This is a genomic window from Xanthobacter sp. AM11, assembly GCF_047444035.1.
In the GTDB taxonomy this organism is placed as follows: Bacteria; Pseudomonadota; Alphaproteobacteria; order Rhizobiales; family Xanthobacteraceae; genus Xanthobacter.
Genome location: NZ_JBLAOA010000001.1, coordinates 3,016,734 through 3,037,579 on the forward strand (window position 1 = coordinate 3,016,734; position 20,846 = coordinate 3,037,579).

The following is a 20,846-nucleotide window of genomic DNA, read 5'->3' on the forward strand; positions in this document are numbered from 1 at the left end:
GGCGCCCGGGTGTGTTTGTACATGAGCCAACAGGTCTTCTTCCCGCTGCCGGCGCCGCTGACCCTTGCCGAGGTGGCGGCCCTCGGCGGCGCCCGCATCGCCGCTCCTTCGCCGGCCGAAGCCGAGACGCTGGGCCAGCGCCGCATCGTCGGCGTCGCGACGCTGGAGACCGCCGGTCCCGAAGAGCTGGTGTTCTGCGACACCTTTCTGTTTGCCGAAAAGCTCGGCACCACCCGTGCCGGTGCCGTCATCACCTCCGAGCGGTTCGCGCCCAAGGTGCCCGCCGGCGCCGTGGTGCTGCTGGCGGCGCGCCCGGCCGCCGCCTTCCTCGCCGTCACGCGCCGCATGTTCCCATCCGCCCTGCGGCCGCAGCCCATCTTCGGCCATGAGGGAGTCGCGCCCGGCGCCCAGGTTCACCCCAAGGCGCGGCTGGAGGACGGCGTGACCGTGGACCCCGGCGCCGTGGTGGGCCCGGGGGCGGAGATCGGCTCCGGCACCATCATCTGCGCCGGCGCCATCGTCGGGCCCAATGTGCGCATCGGCCGCGACTGCGCCATCGGTCCCGGCGCCAGCGTCATCCACGCCTTCCTCGGCAACGGCGTGGTCATCCATGGCGGCGCGCGCATCGGCACCGACGGCTTCGGCTACCAGCCCAGTCCCGCCGGCCATGTGAAGGTGCCGCAGGTGGGCCGCGTGGTGGTGCAGGACCAGGTGGAGATCGGCGCCAACACCACCATCGACCGCGGCGCCCTCACTGATACGGTGATCGGCGAGGGAACCAAGATCGACAATCTGGTGCAGATCGCCCACAACGTGGTCATCGGTCGCCACTGCATCATCGTCTCCCAGACCGGCATATCCGGCTCCACCACCTTGGGCGACTTCGTGATGCTGGGTGGCCAGGTGGGCGTGGTGGGTCACGTCACCATCGGCACCGGGGCGCAGATCGCCGCCTCCAGCAATGTGAAGGGCGACGTTCCGCCGGGGGTGCGCTGGGGCGGGTCTCCGGCCAAGCCCGTGCGCGAATGGTTCCGCGAGGTGACCACGCTGAAGCGCCTCGCCGCCGCCAGCGCGCGCCGGGAAAGGGGCCAGGAGGAGGGGGAGGGAGCGGAGGAATGAACGAGACGACGTCGCTGGGGACCAATGCCGCACCGAAGGTGCTGGCCAGCGCGGACATCCAGAAGGTGCTGTCCTGCCTGCCCCACCGCTATCCCATCCTGATGGTGGACCGCGTGGAACAGATCGACGGCGATCTCTCCTGCGTGGGCATCAAGAACGTCACCGCCAACGAGCCCCATTTCCTGGGTCATTTCCCCGGCAATCCGGTCATGCCCGGCGTGCTCATCATCGAGGGCATGGCGCAGACGGCAGGCGTGGTCTGCGTGCTCGGCAAGAGCCAGGAGAAGCCTTCGCTGGTCTATTTCATGACCATCGACGAGGCCAAGTTCCGCCGGCCCGTGGTGCCGGGGGATGTGCTCGAATACCACATGACGCGGCTCAACCGCCGCCGCAACATGTGGTGGTATCGCGGGGAGGCCAAGGTCCGCGGCGAGCTCGTCGCCGAGGCCAAGGTGGGCGCCATGATCGTGGAGAACAGCTGAATTGGCCAAGATCGATCCTACCGCCCGGGTGGAGAATCCGGCGGGCCTTGCGGACGACGTGGAAATCGGCCCCTTCTGTGTGGTCGGGCCGGACGTGGTGCTGAAAGACGGCGTGAAGCTGCTGTCCCACGTCAGCCTGCAGGGCGCGACCACCATCGGCGCGCGCACGCAGGTCTATCCCTTTGCCTCCCTCGGCACGCAGCCCCAGTCCGTGCACTACAAGGGTGAGCGCACCGAGCTGGTGATCGGCGAGGATTGCGTCATCCGCGAGCATGTCACCGCCAATACCGGCACGGTGTCCGGCCGCGGGGCAACCCGCATCGGCAATGGCGTGATGCTCATGGTGGGCTCCCATGTGGGCCACGATTGCATCGTCGGCAACAACGTGATCTTCGCCAACAACGCCACCCTCGCCGGCCATGTGAGCGTGGGCGACCACACCTTTCTCGGCGGCCTGTGCGCGGTGCACCAATTCACCCGCATCGGCGCGCAATGCATGATTTCCGGCCTCACCGGCGTGCGCGAGGATGTCATCCCCTTCGGCAACGTGCTGGGCCAGGCGGGTAAGCTCGTGGGCCTCAACGTGGTGGGCATGAAGCGGCGCGGCTACACCCGCGAGCAGATGCACGAGGCCCGCGCCGTCTATCGCGACCTGTTCTTCGGCGATGACACGTTTGATGCGCGCCTCGCCCGGGTGCGCGCCATGGTGGAAAGCTCGCCCTTTGCCGCCACGGTGGTGAGCTTCATCGACGCGGATCGTAAGCGGTCCCTGTGCCAGCCCTCGCGGGGCGTCATCAAGGAGGAGTGAGTGGGCCTGCCGGGGCAAGAGGGGCGGGAGAGCGCGGCGCACCCCGTCCCGGGCGCGCCCGGCGCCCCGCCTGCGCGCGCCCGCGGGCCGCTCGGCATCGTCGCCGGCGGCGGCGCCTTTCCGGCCGCCGTGGCGGAGGCGGCGACGGCGGAGGGGCGCGATGTGGTGCTCTTCCTCATCCAGGGCTTTGCCGATCCGGCGCTGGAGCGCTATCCCCATCGCTGGTTCCGTCTCGGCTCTCTCGGCAGCGTCACCCGCTGGGCGCGGGGGCTGGGGGTGCGCGAGGTGGTGATGGTGGGCGCGCTCACCCGGCCGCGGCTGGCGGATCTCGGGCTGGACTGGACCATGGTGCGGCTTTTGCCGCGCATCGCCGGCCTGTTCCGCGGCGGCGACAATCATCTTTTGTCCGGCGTTCTGGGCCTGGTGGCGGAGCAGGGCTTCCATCTGGTCGGCGCCCATGAGGTGGCGCCCCGCCTGCTGCTGCCACGCGGTGTGCTCGGCGCCTTTGCGCCCACGGCCCGCGACACCGCCGACATGACGCGCGGTCTCGACATCATCCGCACGCTGGGGCCGTTCGACGTGGGGCAGGGGGTGATCGTGGTGGACGGCCTGGTGGCCGCCGTGGAAGCCGCCGAGGGCACCGACCAGATGCTGGCCCGCTATGGCGAAATGCGCCGTTCCGGGCGGCTGCGCTTTCCCGCGCGCCACGGCGTGCTGGTGAAGGCCCCTAAGCCGGGACAGGACCGGCGGGTGGACCTGCCCTCCCTCGGCCCGGCCACGGTGGAACGGGCGGCGGCGGCAGGGCTCGCCGGCATCGCCTTCGAGGCGGGCGGCGCCATCGTTCCCGATGCGGCGGCCCTGGTGGCGGCGGCGGATGCGGCGGGCCTGTTCGTGGCCGGGGTGGCGCCGGGCGCCGGGGCGGGCGCGGCGGCATGAGCGGGGCCGGTGCGCAGATGCCCAAACCGCCGCGGCTGTTCGTGGTGGCCGGCGAGGAATCCGGCGACCAGCTGGCCGGCGCCCTCATGGAGGCGCTGCAGCTTCAGGCGCCGGGCACCGCATTTCGCGGCGTCGGTGGCCGGCGCATGGCGGCGGCGGGGCTCGAAAGCCTCTATCCCATGGAGGATCTCACCGCCATCGGCATCGCCGCGGTGCTGGGCAAGCTGCCCACCATCCTGCGCCGGCTGAAAGAGACGGTGGAGGCGGTGCTGGCCGATCCGCCGGACGTGCTGGTGCTGGTGGATGCGCCGGACTTCACCCATCGGGTGGCGGCGCGGGTGCGGGCGCGCAACCCGAACATTCCCATCGTCAAATATGTCTCGCCCACGGTCTGGGTGTGGCGCCCGGGCCGGGCGGCGGCCATGCGGCCTTATGTGGACGCGCTGCTGGCCCTGCTGCCGTTCGAGCCGGAGGTCCATCGCCGGCTGGGGGGGCCGCCCACCTTTTATGTGGGCCATCCGCTGCTGGAGCGGCTGGACGCGCTGCGGCCCGGCGCCGCGGAGGCGCAGCGCCGCGCGGCGAAGCCGCCCCTGGTGCTGGTGCTGCCGGGCAGCCGGCGGCGGGAGATCGTGCGCCTGGGCGCGGATTTCGGCGCGGCCCTGGCGCAGGTGGCTGCCAGCCAGCCCATGGAACTGGTGCTGCCCACCCTGCCGCGGCTGGAAGGGCTGGTGCGCGAGACCGTCGCCGCCTGGCCGGTTCGCCCCGCCATCGTCACCGGCGAGACGCAGAAGCTGGCCGCGTTCCGGTCGGCCCGGGCCGCGCTGGCGGCGTCCGGCACGGTGACGCTGGAGCTGGCCCTGGCGGGCATTCCCCATGTGGCGGCCTATCGCGTGGGCTGGCTGGAGGCGCAGATCGGCCGCCGGGTGCTCCAGGGCACCACGGTGATTCTCGCCAATCTGGTGGCGGGTGAAAATGTGGTGCCGGAATTCCTGCAGGAATATTGCACGGTGCCGGTGCTGGTGGACGCGCTGGGCAAGGTTCTGGCGCAGACGCCGGAGCGGGCGCGGCAGGAAGCGGCCTTCGCGCGCTTCGATGCCATCTTCGGCATCAAGGGGCCGAGCCCCAGCGAGCGGGCGGCGCAGGTGGTTCTGCGGCTCGCGCGGGAGGGCCGGCCGGGCCTGTTGCCGCCGGCCTGAGGCCGGATGCGGCCGGGTCCACGCACCGGCTTTCCCGGCGCCATCGGCGGGAACCGGCCCCACCCAAACGAAAAACGCGGCCCGGAGGCCGCGCTTCCCTTGTCTCATGGCGTGGCGCGTGAACGCTCACTTGCGCTTGGGCATGGCCACGTAGTCGCGCAGCGCGGCGCCGGTATAGAGCTGGCGCGGGCGGCCGATGCGCTGGCCCGGGTCCTCGATCATTTCCTTCCACTGGCCGATCCACCCGACGGTGCGGGCGAGGGCGAACAGCACGGTGAACATGGTCGTGGGGAAGCCCATGGCCTTCAGCGTGATGCCCGAGTAGAAGTCGATGTTCGGATAGAGCTTCTTCTCGATGAAATATTCATCGGAGAGCGCGATGCGCTCCAGCTCCACCGCCACGTCCAGCAGCGGATCGTCCTTGATGCCCAGCTCGGTGAGCACTTCATGGCAGGTCTGCTGCATGATCTTGGCGCGCGGGTCGTAATTCTTGTAGACCCGGTGGCCGAAGCCCATGAGACGGAACGGATCGTTCTTGTCCTTCGAGCGCTTGATGTATTCCGGGATGCGGTCCACATGGCCGATCTCGGTGAGCATCTTCAGCGCCGCCTCGTTGGCGCCGCCATGGGCGGGACCCCACAGGCAGGCGATGCCGGCGGCGATGCAGGCGAAGGGGTTGGCGCCGGACGAACCGGCGAGGCGCACGGTGGAGGTGGAGGCGTTCTGCTCGTGATCGGCGTGGAGGATAAAGATCTTATCCATCGCCTTCGAGAGAATCGGGTTCACCTTGTATTCCTCGCACGGCACGGCAAAGCACATGCGCAAGAAGTTCGAGGTGTAGTCGATATCATTCTTCGGATAAACGAAGGGCTGGCCAATGGAATACTTGTAGGCCATGGCTGCCAGCGTCGGCATCTTCGCAATCATGCGGATGGATGCGATGAGGCGCTGGGTCGGGTCGGAAATATCGGTGGAGTCGTGATAGAAGGCCGAGAGCGCCCCCACCGAGGCCACCATGATGGCCATGGGGTGGGCATCGCGGCGGAAGCCCTGGAAGAAGCGCGTCATCTGCTCGTGAACCATCGTGTGACGGGTCACGGAAGCGTCGAACTCGGCCTTCTGGGCGGCGTTCGGCAGCTCGCCGTAGAGGAGCAGGTAGCACGTCTCGAGGAAGTCGCCGTTCTCGGCAAGCTGCTCGATGGGGTAGCCGCGATAGAGCAGCACGCCCTCGTCACCGTCGATATAGGTGATCTTGCTCTCGCACGAGGCGGTCGACGTGAAACCGGGGTCGTAGGTGAACATCCCGGTCTGGCCGTAGAGCTTGGAGATATCGACCACGTCCGGCCCAATGGTGCCTTCGTGGATCGGAAGATCCCAGCTCTTTTCCCCCAAGCTCAGCTTGGCGGCTTTAGCCCCGGTGTTGGTGGTGGCGTCCATGGATCCCTCATCCTTTGGGCGGACAAGAACCGGATCTCCGCGAAGGGCCGGAGCTGGCCATCCGGTTCTCCGAGCGGCAAGTCCGTCTCCGCTCCGGCACCTTCGCGTTAGCGAAGTCGCCATTGAGCAGTCCTAAACCCTCCCCATTCCTGCCGCAAGCATGACCATGCTTCATTGACGGGCAGCCTGGCGAAATTCAGCAATGGCAAGGTCTTCCGGCGTGTTCACGTTGAAGAACGGGTCGTCTGGTCCTGTTTCCCAGCTCTCTGTTACGGCACCAAGGGTGTCCAGGAGAAGCCCGACTTTCAGCCGGCCCGCCTCCAGGCAATGCCGCAGCGCGGTACGAGCGTTGGCCGGCCACAGGGCGACCACCGGGTGGCGCTGGCCCCCCGACGCGGCGCAGACGAGGCCGCCGGTGTCCGCATGCCGCGCGGCCAGGCGCCGGGCGAGGTCCGGCGGCAGGAAGGGGGTGTCCGCCGGCACGGTGAGGAGCGGGGCGCCAGGAGATTCTGCGGCCAGGCGTTCCAGCCCCGCCAGCACCCCGGCCAGCGGGCCGGGATGGCCGGGGATGGAATCGGCCACCAGGGGCAGGCCGAAGGCGGCATAGGCGTCGCGATCGGCATTGGCATTGATCCACAGGGCGCCGGCCTGCGGGCGCATGCGCGCGATCACATGGGCGATCAGCGGCCGGCCGGCGAGCAGGACGAGGGGCTTGGCGGGGGCAGGCGGCGCGAGGCAGGGCGCCGTTGCGCCGGGCTCGGGCGGCGTGCCGGCCATGCGCCGGCCGAGGCCGCCGGCGAGGATGAGGACATGGGGCAGTTCGGGCTCGGGCATGGGCTCTTTTAAGGCGCGGTCGGCTCGGGGGGAACGGGATGGCTGGATGTCGAGGCCCGGGGGAGAGCGGCGGGGCCGGGCAGCACCACGTCCGGCGGGGCCGGGCGCGCGTGGCTGCAACGGGCTCCCTCGTGGTGGCGGGTGACGGCGTGACGGCGCTACTCCGGCTTCGGTCCCGGATGCGGAAACGCCCGGCTCAGGGAGCCGGGCGTTGGGCTTTAGGGGTGGGGCGGGGAGGCGGGATCAGTCCGCCACCGCGGGCGGCGGGGAAAGGCCCAGCCGCCGGGGCACCGCCGCAAGACGGGCGCCCAGCGTCCGCCAGGCGGCGAAGTCATTGAGGCGCGAGGGCTCGAAGGCGCCGATGATGGCGGCCGCCAGGAACGGCAGGCTCTGCACCATCAAGGCGATGCCGTAGAGGTTGATCTCGCGGATGTGCCGCCAGTCGTTGGAGGTCTTCACGATGGAAGAGCCCGGCAGGTTGTTGGCCACCAGCATGTAGGCGCCGGCGGCGACGAGCAGGCCGCCGATGATGGCTTCCGGCAGGGCCGGGAAGGACCGCGCCGCGCCGGCCAGCCAGTTGTTGCCCTTGGCCGTGCGGGCAAAGGCGAGGTCCTTGTAGCGGAAGCCGTCCAGCACCGCCTTCGCCACCGTGAACTGCACCGCGCTCGCCGCCACCGCCGCGCCCAGCATGCGCAGGGGGGAGGTCTCCACCCGCAGGCGGTAGAGGCTGACGAAGTGCAGCACATAGACGAGGAAGGTGATGAGGATCGGCAGCGTCAGCACATGGGCCGGCACCGAGATGGAGAAATAGGCGACGAAGGGCACGAACAGCAGGGAGGCGACGGCCATGAAGGCACCCACCGATTCCGAGCCGAGCCAGGAGATCCAGCCGAGCACGAAGTGGCGCTTCTGGGCCGTGGTCAGGCGCGAGCGGTCCGGCAGGAAGCGGCGCCAGTGCTTCTTGATGATCTGGAAGCCGCCGTAGGCCCAGCGGTGGCGCTGCTTCTTGAACGCCTCGAACGAGTCGGGCAGCAGGCCATAGCCGTAGCGCTTGCGGGTATAATGGGTCTTCCAGCCGTTCTCGGCGATGGAGAGGCCGAGGTCGGTATCCTCGCAGATGGTGTCCGACGACCAGTTGCCCGCCTCAAGCATGGCGGCGCGGCGGATGAGGCACATGGTGCCGTGGACGACGATGGCGTCATCCTCGTTGCGTTGCACCATGCCGATGTCGAAGAAGCCGGCATATTCGGCATTCATGGCCTCGTGCAGCGGGCTGCGCGCCGCATCGCGATGGTCCTGCGGCGCCTGGACGAGGCCCACGGTGGGGTCGTCGAACACCGGCACCAGGTCCTTCAGCCAATCGGGGGTCACCACATAGTCGGCGTCGATCACGCCGATGATCTCCGCGTCGGGCGCGGTGGCCTCCAGCGCGATGCGCAGGGCCCCCGCCTTGAAGCCGGAAACCTTCTCGGCGTTGATGAACTTGAACCGCTCGCCCAGCAGCGCGCAGTGCTCGCGCACGGGCTCCACCATCGCCGGGTCGGGCGTGTTGTTGACGATGATGATGGCCTCGAAATTCGGATATTCCAGCCGGGCCAGCGCGTCGATGGTCTGCTTCAGCATCTCCGGCGGCTCGCGATAGGCCGGCACGTGGATGGAAACCTTGGGGAAGCGCGAGGGCGCGGCGGCCTTCTGCGTCTCCACCAGCCGGCGGGGGCCACGGCCGAAGGTGATGGCGGCCAGCTCCTCCACCCGGTAGAGCAGCACGAAGACGAGGGGCACCAGCATCACCGCGCTGAGCACGAGGGTGATGTAGTCGCCGCCCGCCACATAATGGTTGAGCCAGTAGTCCACCACCAGCGCAAGCCAGGCCGCGACGGCATTGGCGGCACCCGCCAGCACGAAGCCCTGGGAGACGGTGAGATCACGCATGCGCAGCAGCGGCAGGGTGAACAGCACGCCGATGAGCAGCGCCAGGATGGCGGTCTGGTTGTAGGTGGTCTCGAAGATGGGGCCGCTGAGCGGGAACTTCAGGTTGCGGTCGGCGTCGAACACGCCCCAATACTGTCCCACCGAGCCCTCGTTCTGCTTCTTGGGCAGGTCGAACGCCTCGATGATGTTGTATTCGATGCCCAGGGCATCGGCCCGCGCCACGAAGTTGCGGATGATCCTGGCCTGGTCGATGGGGTCCGGCACCGAGGCACCGCGATTGTAGCCGTGCGAGGGCCAGCCGAACTCGCCGATGACGATGCGCTTGCCGGGATAGGCGGCGCGCAGGCGGTTGTAGGCGCTGATGGTGTAGTCCACCACCTGGTCGGCCGGCACGTCCTCCCAATAGGGCAGGATATGGGCGAGGATGAAGTCCACCGAGGAGGCAAGCTCGGGGTTGTCCAGCCAGGTGTTCCAGATTTCGCCGGTGGTCACCGGCACGTTCACCTGCCGCTTGACCTTGCGGATGAGCGCGGCCAGCTCGGATTCCTGCATGTCGCCGCGCAGCATGGTCTCGTTGCCCACCACCACCGCGTCCACATTGCGGTTCTGGCGGGCGACCTCCACCACGTTGGCGAGCTCGCGGGCGTTGCCGGCCCTGGCCTTCTCGATCACCGCGCCGGTCTTGTCCGTCTCCTTGTTGAGCCAGGCGCCGGCGGTCACGCGGATGCCCTGCTCGCCCGCGATGGGGGCGATCAGTTCCTTGCCGTTGGTGGAGGAATAGGTTCGCACGCCACGGGTGTAGGGCGCCACCGCCTGCATGTCGGAGCGGATCTGCGCGGCATTGGTGAGTGCCTCGCCCTCCGGGCTCATGTGCCGGCTGAACGGCGCGAACGACAGGCTCTGGAAGCGGTCCGTGATGTTCGGAGCGCTTGCCTCGGGACGCATGGAAAGCCACATCGCGGCGTGGAACGAGGTCACAACCGCAATGACCGCTGCCGCAGCAGCAAGACCGGGACGCATGGCGATGCCCACCCAAAAGGGAAGATTGAACCCCGAACGCTGGCTTAAGGCGGAGGGTTCCGGAAGACGGGTTGGAGGCACCCTTTCGACCTGCCCCAAGGTCGGCACCGCAGCGTTAACGGAATGTTTACGTTGCAGTGCGTCGAGACACTAACATTCTCGCTTGCAGAGATAAATCCCGATCATGGCGCCTCTTCGACGACGCTGCGTCGGCCGGGTGACGCGCTGATGCTCTTATTGTTGTGGCGCCGCGGCCGCCGGCTGGGCGGGGCCGGCGATATAGTCCGGGTTGACCCAGCACTGCTGCACCCGGCCGCCCAGCCGCTCCTGCGCCTTCGGATCCATGTTGCCCTGCCGCACGAGGCAGCGGAAGGCGAGCTTGAGATGCTCGGTGGGGCAGCCGAAGCGCTCGTACATGTCGAGGTGCCGGCGGGCGGTGTCGATGTCGTCGCGCCACAGGAGTGTGGCGATCCGCCGCCCTGTCCACACGCATTCGGGCAGCCCCGCCGTACCGGGCAGCTTCGCCGCCTCGTTGAACTCCTCCACCGAACGGCGCTGGGCTTCCGCGGCGGCCTTCTGCTCGGGCGTCTGGGCCTCCGTCGCGGGCTTCGGGTCGCCCGGCGGGGTCTGGGCTGCGGCCGGCGAGAGGCAGGCGAGGACGATGGCGCCCGCGAGGAGCGGAAGTCGGAAGCGTTGCATTTGGGTCATTTTTCCAAAGGGAGGGCGGGAGACCGCGCCGACACGTTAGGAGAAGGCATCGAATTTGTCAGCATGACGGCGCGCCCCCGCCCGGCCCGCGCCGGCCGGCGAGGCTTCACAGCGCGCCTTGGAGGCTCTATTTGGCGCGGGGGTCCCCTCATCGCCTTTCTGGAGTTCCGATGCTCTCTTCCGTGCGGCTGCCGCTGGTGCTCGCGCTCGTGGTCGCCGGCGCGGTGGCCGGCCTGTGGGCCTTCCTCGGCCGTCCGGTGGCCATGCCGCCGTCGCCGCTGGCGGCGGGGGAGAAGCTGCCCTGCGTCTCCTATGCGCCGTTCCGCGACGGGCAGTCCCCGTTCCAGAAGGACCTCGTGATCTCCGAGGCGCAGATCGACGAGGATTTCGCCCAGCTCGCGCGTATCACCTCCTGCGTGCGCACCTATTCCATCGAGATGGGGCTCGACCGGGCACCGGCCATCGCCCGCAAGCACGGGCTTTCCATGCTGCTCGGCATCTGGCTGGGGCCGGACGTGGACCGCAACCGCATCGAGCTCGACACCGGCGTGCGCCTCGCACAGGAAAATCCCGACGTGGTAAAGGCCGTGGTGGTGGGCAACGAGGTGTTGCTGCGCGGCGAGATGTCCGCCACCGAGCTTGCGAGCGTGCTCTCCGGCGTGAAGCGGCAGGTGGGCGCGGTGCCCGTCACCTATGCGGACGTGTGGGAATTCTGGGAGCGCAACAAGGGCCTCACCGAGAATGTGGATTTCGTGACCATCCACATCCTGCCGTACTGGGAGGACCTGCCGGTGTCCGCCGAGGAGGCCGGCCCGCATGTGGACGAAATCCGCCAGCGCATGGCCGAGGCCTTTCCCGGCAAGGAGATTCTCATCGGCGAAACCGGCTGGCCCAGCGCCGGCCGCATGCGCGAGGAGGCGCTGCCCTCGCCCTCCAACCAGGCGCGGGTGATGCACGACGTGATGGCGCTGGCCAAGCGCCAGGGCTACCGGGTCAACGTCATCGAGGCGTTCGACCAGGCGTGGAAGCGCCGCAGCGAAGGCACGGTGGGCGGCCATTGGGGCCTGCTCGCCTCCGAGACGCGCAGCCCCAAGTTCGCCTGGGGCGAGCCGGTGGAAGACTTCCCCGGCTGGCGCATGCACATTGTGGCGGGCATCCTCGCCGTGGCCTTCGCCTTCGGCTGCGCCTATGCCGGCGGCCGCCGGCGCGAAGGCGGGGTTCCGCTGCAGGACTGGCTGGCCGTTTCCGCCGTCGCCCTGTTCGGCGGCGCCACGCTGGGCGCGGCGATTTCGGCGCTGCCGCTTGAGAGCCTCGGCTTCGTCGGCTGGCTGCGCAACGGCACCCTTCTTGCCGTGGCGGTGGCCGCCCTGGGGGTGATGCCGGCGGTGATCGGCCGCGGGCAGGGGCTCGCCCCCGTCTCCATCGCCCTCGATGCCCGGCGCTGGCCCGTCTCCAGCGGCCCCGCCATCGCCGCCGCCCTGATGCTGGCCCTTGCCATGGCGGCCATGGGCTCGGTGGCCCTCGAACTGGTGTTCGACCCCCGCTACAAGGACTTCCCCGTCTATCCCCTCACCGCCGTGGTGGCGGCCCTTGCCGCGCCCATGCTGGTGCGGCGGGCGGAGCGCGACGGCGCCGGCCTCGCCGAGGAGGTGGGCATGTGGGCCTTCCTGGTGGCCGGCATCTATGTGCCGCTCAACGAGACCCTCGCCAACTGGCAGGCTTTGTGGTTCGGCGCGCTCTGCCTCACCCTCGCCTTCACGCTGTGGCGGGTCCGGGCCGTGCAAAGGAAAGGATGAGCAGCATCGCTGCCAGCGCCCCGGCAATCTCGTTGTGGAAGACGAGGGCGAAGGCGCTGAACACCATGGCCACCGCGAAGGTGGCAAGGCCCGGCGCCGCGAACTGGATGAGCGCCACCGCCACCGCCACGGCGCCGAACACGTTCCACAGCGACAGGGCCAGCACCGCCGCCCGGCCATAGCAGCCCGCGCTTTCCAGCCCCGCCTCGCAGGCGAGGGACACCAAGGTGGGTTCCACCACCATGTAGCGCATGTAGAGCGCCCACCCCACCGCGCCCATGCCGAGGGGAATGAGCCAGTTCAGCGACCGCGGGCCGGGACGGAACAGCGGGCGCTCGGAATAGGGAACATGGGGCATGGCGGTCTCGTGCGGCCGGCGTCGGGTGGCGATGCTGCTCCTTAAGAGCTGGCACCCGCCGGGTCCAGAGGCAACGGGCGCCGGGCCGGCGGCGCAGCCGGCGCTTCCGCTCGCCGCGGCGGCGGGGTAAGGGGACAGGGCTCGGCCGAGGAGGGTGCAGATGACGGAACGAAGCCTGCTCGTGGTGGTCCTGGCGGCGGGAGAAGGCACCCGCATGGCCTCGCGCCTGCCCAAGGTGCTCCACCGGATCGCCGGCCGCACCATGCTGCACCACGTGCTGGAGGCGACCCGGGCGGCCGGCGCCACCCGCACCGCGGTGGTGGTGGGCCCCGGCCGCGACGACGTGGCCGCCGAGGCGCAGCGGGTGGTGCCCGACGCCGAGGTGTTCGTCCAGACCGAGCGGCTCGGCACCGCCCATGCGGTGCTCGCCGCCCGCGCGGCGCTGGAGCGGGGCGCCGACGACGTTCTGGTGCTCTATGCGGACACTCCTTTGGTGCGCCCGCAGACCCTGAGCCTGCTGCGCGCGCCGCTGGCCGCCGGCGCCGCCGTGGCCGCCTTGGGCTTCCTGCCGGAAGATCCCTCCGGCTACGGCCGGCTCATCACCGTGGGCGACGAGCTGGTCGCCATCCGCGAGGACAAGGACGCCACCGCGCAGGAGAAGGCCATCCGCTTCTCCAATGCCGGCCTCATGGCCCTGTCCGGCGCCCATGCCCTGGCGCTGCTGGAGCGCATCGGCAATTTCAACGCCAAGGGCGAATATTACCTGACCGACGCGGTGGAGATCGCGCGGGCGCAGGGCCTTGCCACCGTCGCCGTGCTGGGCGAGGCGGACGACGTGGCGGGCGTGAACAGCCGCATCCAGCTGGCGGAGGCGGAAGCCATCTTCCAGCGCCGCCTGCGCCTTGCGGCCATGGCCGGCGGCGCCACCCTGGTGGCTCCCGAAACGGTCTTCCTGTGCGCCGACACGGTGCTGGGCCGCGACGTGACGGTGGAACCCCATGTGGTGTTCGGCCCGGGGGTGAGGGTGGGCGACGACGTGGTGATCCACGCCTTCTGCCACCTGGAGGGGGCGACGCTGGATTCGGGCGTCTCCATCGGCCCCTATGCGCGCCTGCGGCCGGGCACGCGACTGGAAACCGGCGTGCGCATCGGCAATTTCGTGGAAACCAAGGCGGCCCACATCGAGGCCGGCGCCAAGGTGAACCACCTGTCTTATGTGGGCGATGCCCATGTGGGGGCCAACGCCAATCTCGGCGCCGGCACCATCACCTGCAATTATGACGGCTTCGCCAAATATCGCACCGTGATCGGCGAGGGCGCCTTCGTCGGCGTCAATTCCGCTCTGGTGGCGCCCGTCACCATCGGCAAGGGCGCCTTTGTCGGCACCGGCGCCGTCATCACCGCCGACGTGCCGGACGACGCCCTCGCTTTGGCCCGCAGCCGGCAGGTGGTGAAGGAAGGCTGGGCCCGCGCCTTCCGCGCTGCGCGGGAGAAGCCGAAGGGCTGAGGGCGCCGCGTGAGAGGATGCGAAAGGTGAAGTGATTCATCCTGCCCTGCGGGGCGGGTTAGGAACGGTCCATTCAGGTTTGCAGTGCACCTTGAGCGGCGCCGCGAACCGGACGCGGGGCCCATCTCGCCGGGGAGACGGGCCGCAACCAGCGGGAGCTTCTGTCCATGTGCGGGATCGTCGGCATTCTGGGGAAGGGCGCCGTCGCGGACCATGTCATCGAATCGCTCCGCCGGCTTGAGTATCGCGGCTACGATTCGGCCGGCATCGCGACGCTGGAGCACGGCCACCTGGAAGTGTGCCGTGCCGAGGGCAAGCTGCGCCACCTGGAAGCCAAGCTGGACAAGCACCCGCTGAAGGGCCACGCCGGCATCGGCCACACCCGCTGGGCGACCCACGGCAAGCCCTCCGAGCGCAACGCGCACCCCCATGCCACCCGGCGCGTCGCCGTGGTGCACAACGGCATCATCGAGAATTTCCGCGAGCTGAAGCAGGAGCTGGAACAGCAGGGCGTCGCCTTCCGCAGCGACACCGACACGGAGATCGTCGCCCAGCTGGTGGATCGCGAGCTGCTCGCCGGGCGCGAGCCGGTGGCGGCGGTGGCGGCGGTGCTGCCGCGCCTGAAGGGCGCCTTCGCGCTCGCCTTCCTGTTCGACGGCCAGAGCGACCTGATGATCGCCGCGCGCCGCGGCTCGCCCCTCGCCATCGGCTACGGCAAGGGCGAAATGTATCTCGGTTCCGACGCCATCGCCCTCGGCCCGTTCACCAGCCGCATTTCCTACCTGGAGGAAGGCGACTGGGCGGTGCTCACCCGCGAGGGGGTGGAGATCCGCGACGAGACCGGGCGCATCGTGGAGCGGCCCATCCAGACCGTGCCCGCCGGTGCCCTCCTGGTGGACAAGGGCAACCACCGTCATTTCATGGCGAAGGAAATCTACGAGCAGCCGGAGGTCATCTCCCACACCTTCGGCCATTATCTCGACCTCGCCGCCGAGACCGTCTGCCTGCCCGAATTCCCCTTCGACCCGAAGGAGATCCAGCACATCTCCATCACCGCCTGCGGGACGGCGCTCTATGCCGGCGCGGTGGCGGAATACTGGTTCGAGCGGTTCGGCCGGGTGCCGGTGTCCACCGACATCGCCTCCGAGTTCCGCTACCGCGAGACGCCGCTGGCGCCGGGCGGCGTCACCATCGTCATTTCCCAGTCGGGCGAGACGGCGGACACGCTGGCCTCGCTGCGCTACGCCAAGGAGTGCGGGCAGAAGGTGGTGGCGGTGGTGAACGTGCCCACCTCCACCATCGCCCGCGAGGCGGACGTGGTGCTACCCATCCTGGCCGGGCCGGAAATCGGCGTCGCCTCCACCAAGGCCTTCACCTGCCAGCTCGCCACGCTGGCCTGCCTCTCCGTCGCCTTCGGCCGCGCCAAGGGCGTGCTGTCGGAGGAGGACGAGCACCGCCTGGTGCGCGCCTTCATGGAGGTGCCGCGCCTGATGACCGAGGCGCTGAAGCTCTCCCCGGAAATCGAGGTGCTCGCGCGCACCCTCGCCAAGGCGAAGGATGTGCTCTACCTCGGCCGCGGCACCAATTACCCGCTGGCGCTGGAAGGCGCGCTGAAGCTGAAGGAAATTTCCTACATCCACGCCGAGGGCTATGCCGGCGGCGAGCTGAAGCATGGCCCCATCGCCCTCATCGACGAGAAGATGCCGGTGGTGGTCATCGCCCCCCACGACCGCATCTTCGACAAGACCGTCTCCAACATGGAGGAGGTGGCCGCGCGCGGCGGGCGCATCATCCTTGTCACCGATCCCAAGGGGGCGGAGGCGGCGCCGGTGAATGCGGTGCAGAAGCTGATCCTGCCGGAGATGCCGGCGACCGTGTGCCCCATGGTCTATTCCATCCCGGTGCAGCTCATCGCCTACCATACGGCCGTCATCATGGGCACGGACGTGGACCAGCCCCGCAACCTCGCCAAGTCCGTGACGGTGGAGTAGCACCGTCTGCGGGCGGGAGCCTGGCGCGGGGATTGCGTGCAGAGGCCTTCTGCCGGCATGCTGAAGGAGGCTGCGGCTCGAGGACTTCAGTGCTATGTCCGCCTCCGCCGTGTTGGTCGTGATGAATATCGTCCTCGCCGCGCTGTTTGCGGCGAGCCACCTGACTATTGCCTGGCTTTATCCCTCCCGGCGGGCGCCCTTGTGGTTCGCCGCCAGCTATGCGGTGGGTCTGCTGACCCCCATCGCCCGGCTCGGCCTCGCCGCGGGCGCGGGGACGCCATCCTTGTGGATGGTGGCGTTCTTCAGTTTCTCCGCGGCGCTGGTGCTGATGGTTTCCGCGCTCTCCGTCTTCTACTGCAGCCGGCTGCCGAAGCGGACGATCGGGGCCCTCGCCGCGGTGACGTTCGCCGCCGCGGTCGGCCTTCTCCAGTTCGACCGCAACACCCTCGCTTATGCGATGACCTACCAGTCGCCCTTCCTGCTGGCCTCGTGGGCCTGCGTCTGGGTGGTGCTGCGCGACAGCCCGCGCCGCGCCAATGATCTGGTCCTGGCGGGGCTGTTCGGTCTCATCGCGCTGCATTTTCCGGTCAAGGCGTTCCTGGCAGCGCACCTGGGCACCGGAATCGACCCGAGGGGGTACGTCACGTCGCCCTATGCGCTGGTTTCCCAGCTGAGCACCGGCATGCTCTTTGCTGCCACGGGGTTCGCGCTGCTCATCACGACAGTGCTCCGGGTGGTGCGCGAGGCTCAGGAAGCGGCGGAGACGGACCCGCTCTCCGGCGCGCTCAACCGCCGCGGTTTCGAGGAGCGGGCGGCGCGCCTGCTGGCCGGGGAGCCGCACCAAAGCCTGCCGGCAGCCCTGCTGGTGCTGGACATCGACCATTTCAAGCGCATCAACGACAGCGGCGGCCATGCGGCGGGCGACCGGGCCATCCGCTGGTTCGCCGGCCTTCTCGCCCATGTGGCGCCGCGCGCGGCGGTGATCGGGCGGCTCGGCGGAGAGGAGTTCGTCATCCTGCTGGCCCGGACCAACCGGGAGACCGGGCGGCTGGTGGCGGAAGCCATCCGCCAGGCGACGCTGGACCGGCCGGATGCGGACGTGCCGGCCATGACCGTCAGCATCGGCGTCACCGACATCCGGCCGGGCGATCTTCTGCACACCGCGCTGGAGCGCGCAGACGCTGCGCTCTATGCCGCCAAGCACGCCGGGCGCAACCAGGTGTGCCTGGCGCCGGAAGCGGCCGATGCGGGGCCGGGAAAAGACAATGTCATCGTCCTGCGCCGCGGCGGCGATGCGTGACGGGGGCGCTCACCGGTTCGGCCGGCTGGCCACGAACACCGCCAGCAGGATGAACACCACCCCCAGCACCGCCAGAAACGGCGTCGGCGCACCGAAATACCAGCTTCCGGTGAAGGTGCCGACGAAGCTCGACAGCGCGAACAGCTTCACCACCGGCGGGATGGCGCCGGTTTCCCGCCAGCGGGCGACGCCGGGTCCCAGATAGCGGTGGTTCAGCAGCCACGCCTCGAACCGCGGCGAGGAGCGGGTGAAGCACCAGGCGGCGAGGATGAGGAAGACCGTGCCCGGCAGCATGGGCACCACCATGCCGATGGCGCCGACCACCAGGAACACGATGCCCGCCGCGAACAGGAGCCGGCGATAGATCTGCGCGCGCAGCCACTGCATCCGCAGCCGCCGCCCGGCGTCCGCCTCCTGCGGCGCAGACTCGGATGGGGTGGGCTCGGGCGGGGCGGGTTCGGGCGGTTTCGCAGCAGCCATCATGGCCGGACCATCGCCGCTCATCCGGCCGAGAGCAAGCGCACTGCAACATCCCGCTCGTGAAGATGCAGCAGGGTGCGCAGCGGCGCGGCCTGCGGGCCGGCGAGGTCGGGGTCGGCCCGCACCCGGGCGGCGGCGGCATCACGGGCCGCCTCCACTTCCGCCGAATGGTATTCCATTCGGGCGAGACGGAAGCCCGGCATGCCGCTCTGGCGGGTGCCCAGCACATCGCCTTCCCCTCGCAGCCGCAGGTCCTCCTCGGCCAGGCGGAAGCCGTCCTCGCTCTCGCGCAGGATGGCCAGGCGCGCCTTCGCCGTCTCGTTCAGCGGCCCGCGATAGAGCAGGAGGCACACCGACGGCTTGTCGCCGCGGCCCACCCGCCCGCGCAGCTGGTGGAGCTGGGCGAGGCCGAACCGCTCGGCGTGCTCGATCACCATCACCGTCGCATTGGGCACGTTCACCCCCACCTCCACCACCGTGGTGGCGACAAGAAGCCGCGTCTGGCCGGAGGCGAAGCGGGCCATGGCGGCATCCTTCGCCGTTCCCGACATGCGCCCGTGCACCAGCCCCACCGTCTCGCCGAACACCGCTTCCAGCGCCTCGAACCGCTCGGTTGCGGCGGCAAGGTCGGTGGTGTCGGTTTCCTCCACCAGCGGGCAGATCCAATAGGCCTGCGCCCCGGCGGCCATGGCCCGGCCCACGCCGGCCACCACCTCGTCGAGCCGCTCCACGGGAAGGGCGCGCGTGTCCACCGGGCGGCGGCCGGGCGGCTTCTCCCGCAGCTCGCAGGAGTCCATGTCGCCGAACAGGGTGAGGACGAGGGTGCGGGGGATGGGGGTGGCGGTCATCACCAGCATGTCTACCGCCTCGCCCTTGCGCGCCAGGGCCAGGCGTTGCTCCACGCCGAACCGGTGCTGCTCGTCCACCACCGCCAGGGCGAGGTCGCGGAAGGCCACGTCGTCCTGGATGAGGGCATGGGTGCCCACCACCAGGTCCGTGCGCCCGTCGGCGAGGCCGGCAAGGATGGCCTCGCGCGCCCGGCCCTTCTCGCGGCCGGTGAGGATGGCGGTGGAAAGCCCGGCGGCGGAGGCGAGGGGGGCGATGGTTTCCAGATGCTGCCGGGCGAGGATCTCGGTGGGCGCCATCAGCGCCGCCTGCCGGCCGGCCTCCGCCACGGTGGCGGCGGCCAGGAGGGCCACTACCGTCTTGCCGGAGCCCACGTCGCCCTGGAGCAGCCGCAGCATCCGCGTGTCGGCGGCCAGGTCGGCGCGGATGGCGGCAAGGGCCTGCGCCTGCGCACCGGTGAGGCGGAAGGGCAGGGCGGCCAGAAGGCGCTGCGACAGGCGCCCGTCGCCGCTGGTGGCGCGGCCGCCGGCCTTTTCCTCCTGCGCCCGCACCAAAGCGAGGGTGAGCTGATGGGCGAACAGCTCGTCGAACGCGAGCCGCCGCCAGGGCGCGCCGGCGGGGGTGGCATCCTGCGGGGATTGCGGCCGGTGCAGCCGGGCGAGCGCGTCCCGGAAGGGCGGCAGGCCGTGTGCGGCGAGGACCGGCGCGGCGATCCATTCCGCCAACTCCGGCACCCGCTGCAGGGCGGCCTCCATGGCGCGGCGCAGATGGCCGGCGGCGAGGCCTTCCACCAGCGGGTAGACTTGCTCCACCTGGGGCAGGCGGGCGAGGCCGGCGGCATCGAGGATGCGGTCGGGGTGGGTCATCTGCCGCATCCCGTCATAGAGCGAGATGCGGCCGCACAGCCAGCGGGTGGCGCCCACCGGCAGCATGTGCTCGATGCGGGCGGGCTCGATCTTGAAATGCACCACCACCAGGTCGCCGCTGGCGTCCGAAACGAAGGTGCGGTGCGGCGCACGGCTGCCGGGGGGCGGCGGCTGGTGCGCATCCACCTTCACCTCCAGCGTCACATCGCTCTCCGGCACGGCCTCGGCGATGGTGGGGCGGGCGCGGCGGTCCACATAGCCGCTGGGCATGTGGAACAGAAGGTCGATGACGCGCGGCATCTCGCGCCCCAGCAGGCGCGCATAGGGGCGGATGAGCTTCGGGCCGATGCCGGAAAGGCTGGTCAAGGGCGCGAACAGCGGGAGGAGGGCGTCCGGGCGCATGGCCGGGCGAGGGTGTCCGATCCGCCCGCGGGGCGCAAGCCGCCCGTCTTCGTCTTCAACTGGAGATCGTGGGCGATCTGCTATAAGTTTCAACATCTAATCGGCAGAAGTGAGCATTCTGCATGAACACGGGCGAGAGCGAAGGCGAACAGGCGGAACGGGCGGCCTTCATTCTGGGCCTCCGGCAGCGGGGGATTCGCGACGTGGCCGTGCTGCGCGCCATGGAGCTGGTGCCGCGTCCCCTGTTCGTGGACCCGCTTCTGCGCCGGCATGCCTATGACGACGTGGCCCTGCCCATCGCCTGCGGGCAGACCATGTCCCAGCCCAGCCTCGTCGCCGCCATGACCGAGGCCCTGAACGTCACCGCCGACCATTCGGTGCTGGAGGTGGGGACGGGATCAGGATACCATGCGGCGGTTCTCTCCCACCTCGCCGCCCGGGTGGTGACGGTGGATCGCTACCGCGCCCTGGTGAGCGAGGCGCAGACGCGCTTCGAGGTGCTGGGCCTGCGCAACGTCACCGCTTATGTGGGCGACGGCATCCAGGGCATGCCGGCCCGCGCGCCGTTCGACCGCATCCTGGTCACCGCCGCCGCGCCCGACATTCCCATGGCGCTGGTGGACCAGCTGAAGTTCGGCGGCGTGCTGGTGATGCCGGTGGGGCTGCCGGAAGAGGTGCAGACCCTGGTGCGCTACGTGAAGGAGCAATCCGGGCGCACCCGCACCGATCTGATGAAGGTGCGCTTCGTGCCCCTGGTGCCGGGCGCCGCGGCCACACTCTAGCGAATTTGCGGCGGCGCCCGTCCCCGTGGCCCTGCGGCCGGGTTGC

General features: G+C 69.8%; 17 protein-coding genes. 10 read left to right on the top strand and 7 right to left on the bottom strand.

The window, feature by feature from the left end:
- Window positions 1-21 precede the first annotated feature (21 nt).
- From lpxD to lpxB, 5 genes are read left to right on the top strand one after another with little or no spacing between them, the layout of a single operon-like run.
- Entirely contained in the window at window positions 22-1,119 is a 1,098-nt protein-coding gene (gene lpxD, locus ACI7BZ_RS13875; RefSeq protein WP_414117746.1) for a UDP-3-O-(3-hydroxymyristoyl)glucosamine N-acyltransferase, read from the top strand.
- Window positions 1,116-1,601, top strand: a complete 486-nt coding sequence (gene fabZ / locus ACI7BZ_RS13880; protein WP_414117748.1) for a 3-hydroxyacyl-ACP dehydratase FabZ — start codon at window positions 1,116-1,118, stop codon at window positions 1,599-1,601. Before lpxD ends, fabZ begins: the two co-directional genes overlap by 4 nt.
- Window position 1,602: 1 nt before the next feature.
- Window positions 1,603-2,409: an acyl-ACP--UDP-N-acetylglucosamine O-acyltransferase gene (gene lpxA, locus ACI7BZ_RS13885; protein ID WP_414117749.1), complete on the top strand. Its 807-nt coding sequence runs from the start codon at window positions 1,603-1,605 to the stop codon at window positions 2,407-2,409.
- Window positions 2,410-3,345, top strand: coding sequence for an LpxI family protein (locus tag ACI7BZ_RS13890; RefSeq protein WP_414117751.1), 936 nt, complete (start codon window positions 2,410-2,412; stop codon window positions 3,343-3,345). It begins immediately after the preceding gene.
- Window positions 3,342-4,541, top strand: a complete 1,200-nt coding sequence (gene lpxB / locus ACI7BZ_RS13895) for a lipid-A-disaccharide synthase (protein ID WP_414117753.1) — start codon at window positions 3,342-3,344, stop codon at window positions 4,539-4,541. The genes ACI7BZ_RS13890 and lpxB overlap by 4 nt, the downstream gene beginning before the upstream one ends.
- A gap of 126 nt (window positions 4,542-4,667) precedes the next feature.
- Here lpxB and gltA read toward each other — a convergent pair whose 3' ends face one another.
- The 4 genes from gltA to ACI7BZ_RS13915 form a co-directional block, all read right to left on the bottom strand.
- A complete protein-coding gene (gene gltA / locus ACI7BZ_RS13900; protein ID WP_414117755.1) occupies window positions 4,668-5,978 on the bottom strand; it encodes a citrate synthase in 1,311 nt (436 codons plus the stop codon).
- Window positions 5,979-6,149: 171 nt separating this feature from the next.
- Window positions 6,150-6,812, bottom strand: a complete 663-nt coding sequence (gene mobA / locus ACI7BZ_RS13905; RefSeq protein ID WP_414117756.1) for a molybdenum cofactor guanylyltransferase MobA — start codon at window positions 6,810-6,812, stop codon at window positions 6,150-6,152.
- 243 nt (window positions 6,813-7,055) lie between these two features.
- Window positions 7,056-9,764 carry a glycosyltransferase gene (locus ACI7BZ_RS13910; protein ID WP_414117758.1) on the bottom strand — a complete coding sequence of 903 codons (2,709 nt, stop codon included), beginning with the start codon at window positions 9,762-9,764 and terminating at the stop codon, window positions 7,056-7,058.
- A gap of 234 nt (window positions 9,765-9,998) precedes the next feature.
- On the bottom strand, window positions 9,999-10,463 hold the full coding sequence (locus ACI7BZ_RS13915) for a hypothetical protein (RefSeq protein WP_414117760.1): 465 nt from the start codon (window positions 10,461-10,463) through the stop codon (window positions 9,999-10,001).
- 179 nt (window positions 10,464-10,642) lie between these two features.
- Here ACI7BZ_RS13915 and ACI7BZ_RS13920 point away from each other — a divergent pair, with 179 nt between their 5' ends.
- Window positions 10,643-12,268 carry a glycoside hydrolase family 17 protein gene (locus tag ACI7BZ_RS13920; RefSeq protein WP_414117761.1) on the top strand — a complete coding sequence of 542 codons (1,626 nt, stop codon included), beginning with the start codon at window positions 10,643-10,645 and terminating at the stop codon, window positions 12,266-12,268.
- Here the strand turns inward: ACI7BZ_RS13920 and ACI7BZ_RS13925 are convergent.
- On the bottom strand, window positions 12,228-12,626 hold the full coding sequence (locus ACI7BZ_RS13925) for a hypothetical protein (protein WP_414117763.1): 399 nt from the start codon (window positions 12,624-12,626) through the stop codon (window positions 12,228-12,230). The genes ACI7BZ_RS13920 and ACI7BZ_RS13925 overlap by 41 nt on opposite strands.
- Window positions 12,627-12,786: 160 nt before the next feature.
- Here ACI7BZ_RS13925 and glmU point away from each other — a divergent pair, with 160 nt between their 5' ends.
- From glmU to ACI7BZ_RS13940, 3 genes are all read left to right on the top strand, one after another.
- On the top strand, window positions 12,787-14,133 hold the full coding sequence (gene glmU / locus ACI7BZ_RS13930; protein ID WP_414117764.1) for a bifunctional UDP-N-acetylglucosamine diphosphorylase/glucosamine-1-phosphate N-acetyltransferase GlmU: 1,347 nt from the start codon (window positions 12,787-12,789) through the stop codon (window positions 14,131-14,133).
- Window positions 14,134-14,300: 167 nt separating this feature from the next.
- On the top strand, window positions 14,301-16,124 hold the full coding sequence (gene glmS, locus ACI7BZ_RS13935; protein ID WP_414117766.1) for a glutamine--fructose-6-phosphate transaminase (isomerizing): 1,824 nt from the start codon (window positions 14,301-14,303) through the stop codon (window positions 16,122-16,124).
- 94 nt (window positions 16,125-16,218) lie between these two features.
- Entirely contained in the window at window positions 16,219-17,424 is a 1,206-nt protein-coding gene (locus tag ACI7BZ_RS13940; RefSeq protein WP_414117768.1) for a GGDEF domain-containing protein, read from the top strand.
- A gap of 9 nt (window positions 17,425-17,433) precedes the next feature.
- On the opposite strand, the gene ACI7BZ_RS13945 is transcribed toward ACI7BZ_RS13940, so the two are convergent.
- Together ACI7BZ_RS13945 and recG are read right to left on the bottom strand one after the other, a co-directional pair.
- The gene (locus tag ACI7BZ_RS13945) at window positions 17,434-17,811 is read right to left on the bottom strand and encodes a YbaN family protein (protein ID WP_414117770.1); all 378 of its coding nucleotides are present in this window, start codon (window positions 17,809-17,811) and stop codon (window positions 17,434-17,436) included.
- A gap of 113 nt (window positions 17,812-17,924) precedes the next feature.
- Window positions 17,925-20,018 carry an ATP-dependent DNA helicase RecG gene (recG, locus tag ACI7BZ_RS13950; RefSeq protein WP_414117772.1) on the bottom strand — a complete coding sequence of 698 codons (2,094 nt, stop codon included), beginning with the start codon at window positions 20,016-20,018 and terminating at the stop codon, window positions 17,925-17,927.
- 122 nt (window positions 20,019-20,140) lie between these two features.
- Between recG and ACI7BZ_RS13955 the strand changes: the two genes are divergently transcribed.
- On the top strand, window positions 20,141-20,800 hold the full coding sequence (locus ACI7BZ_RS13955; protein WP_414117773.1) for a protein-L-isoaspartate(D-aspartate) O-methyltransferase: 660 nt from the start codon (window positions 20,141-20,143) through the stop codon (window positions 20,798-20,800).
- Window positions 20,801-20,846 lie beyond the last annotated feature (46 nt).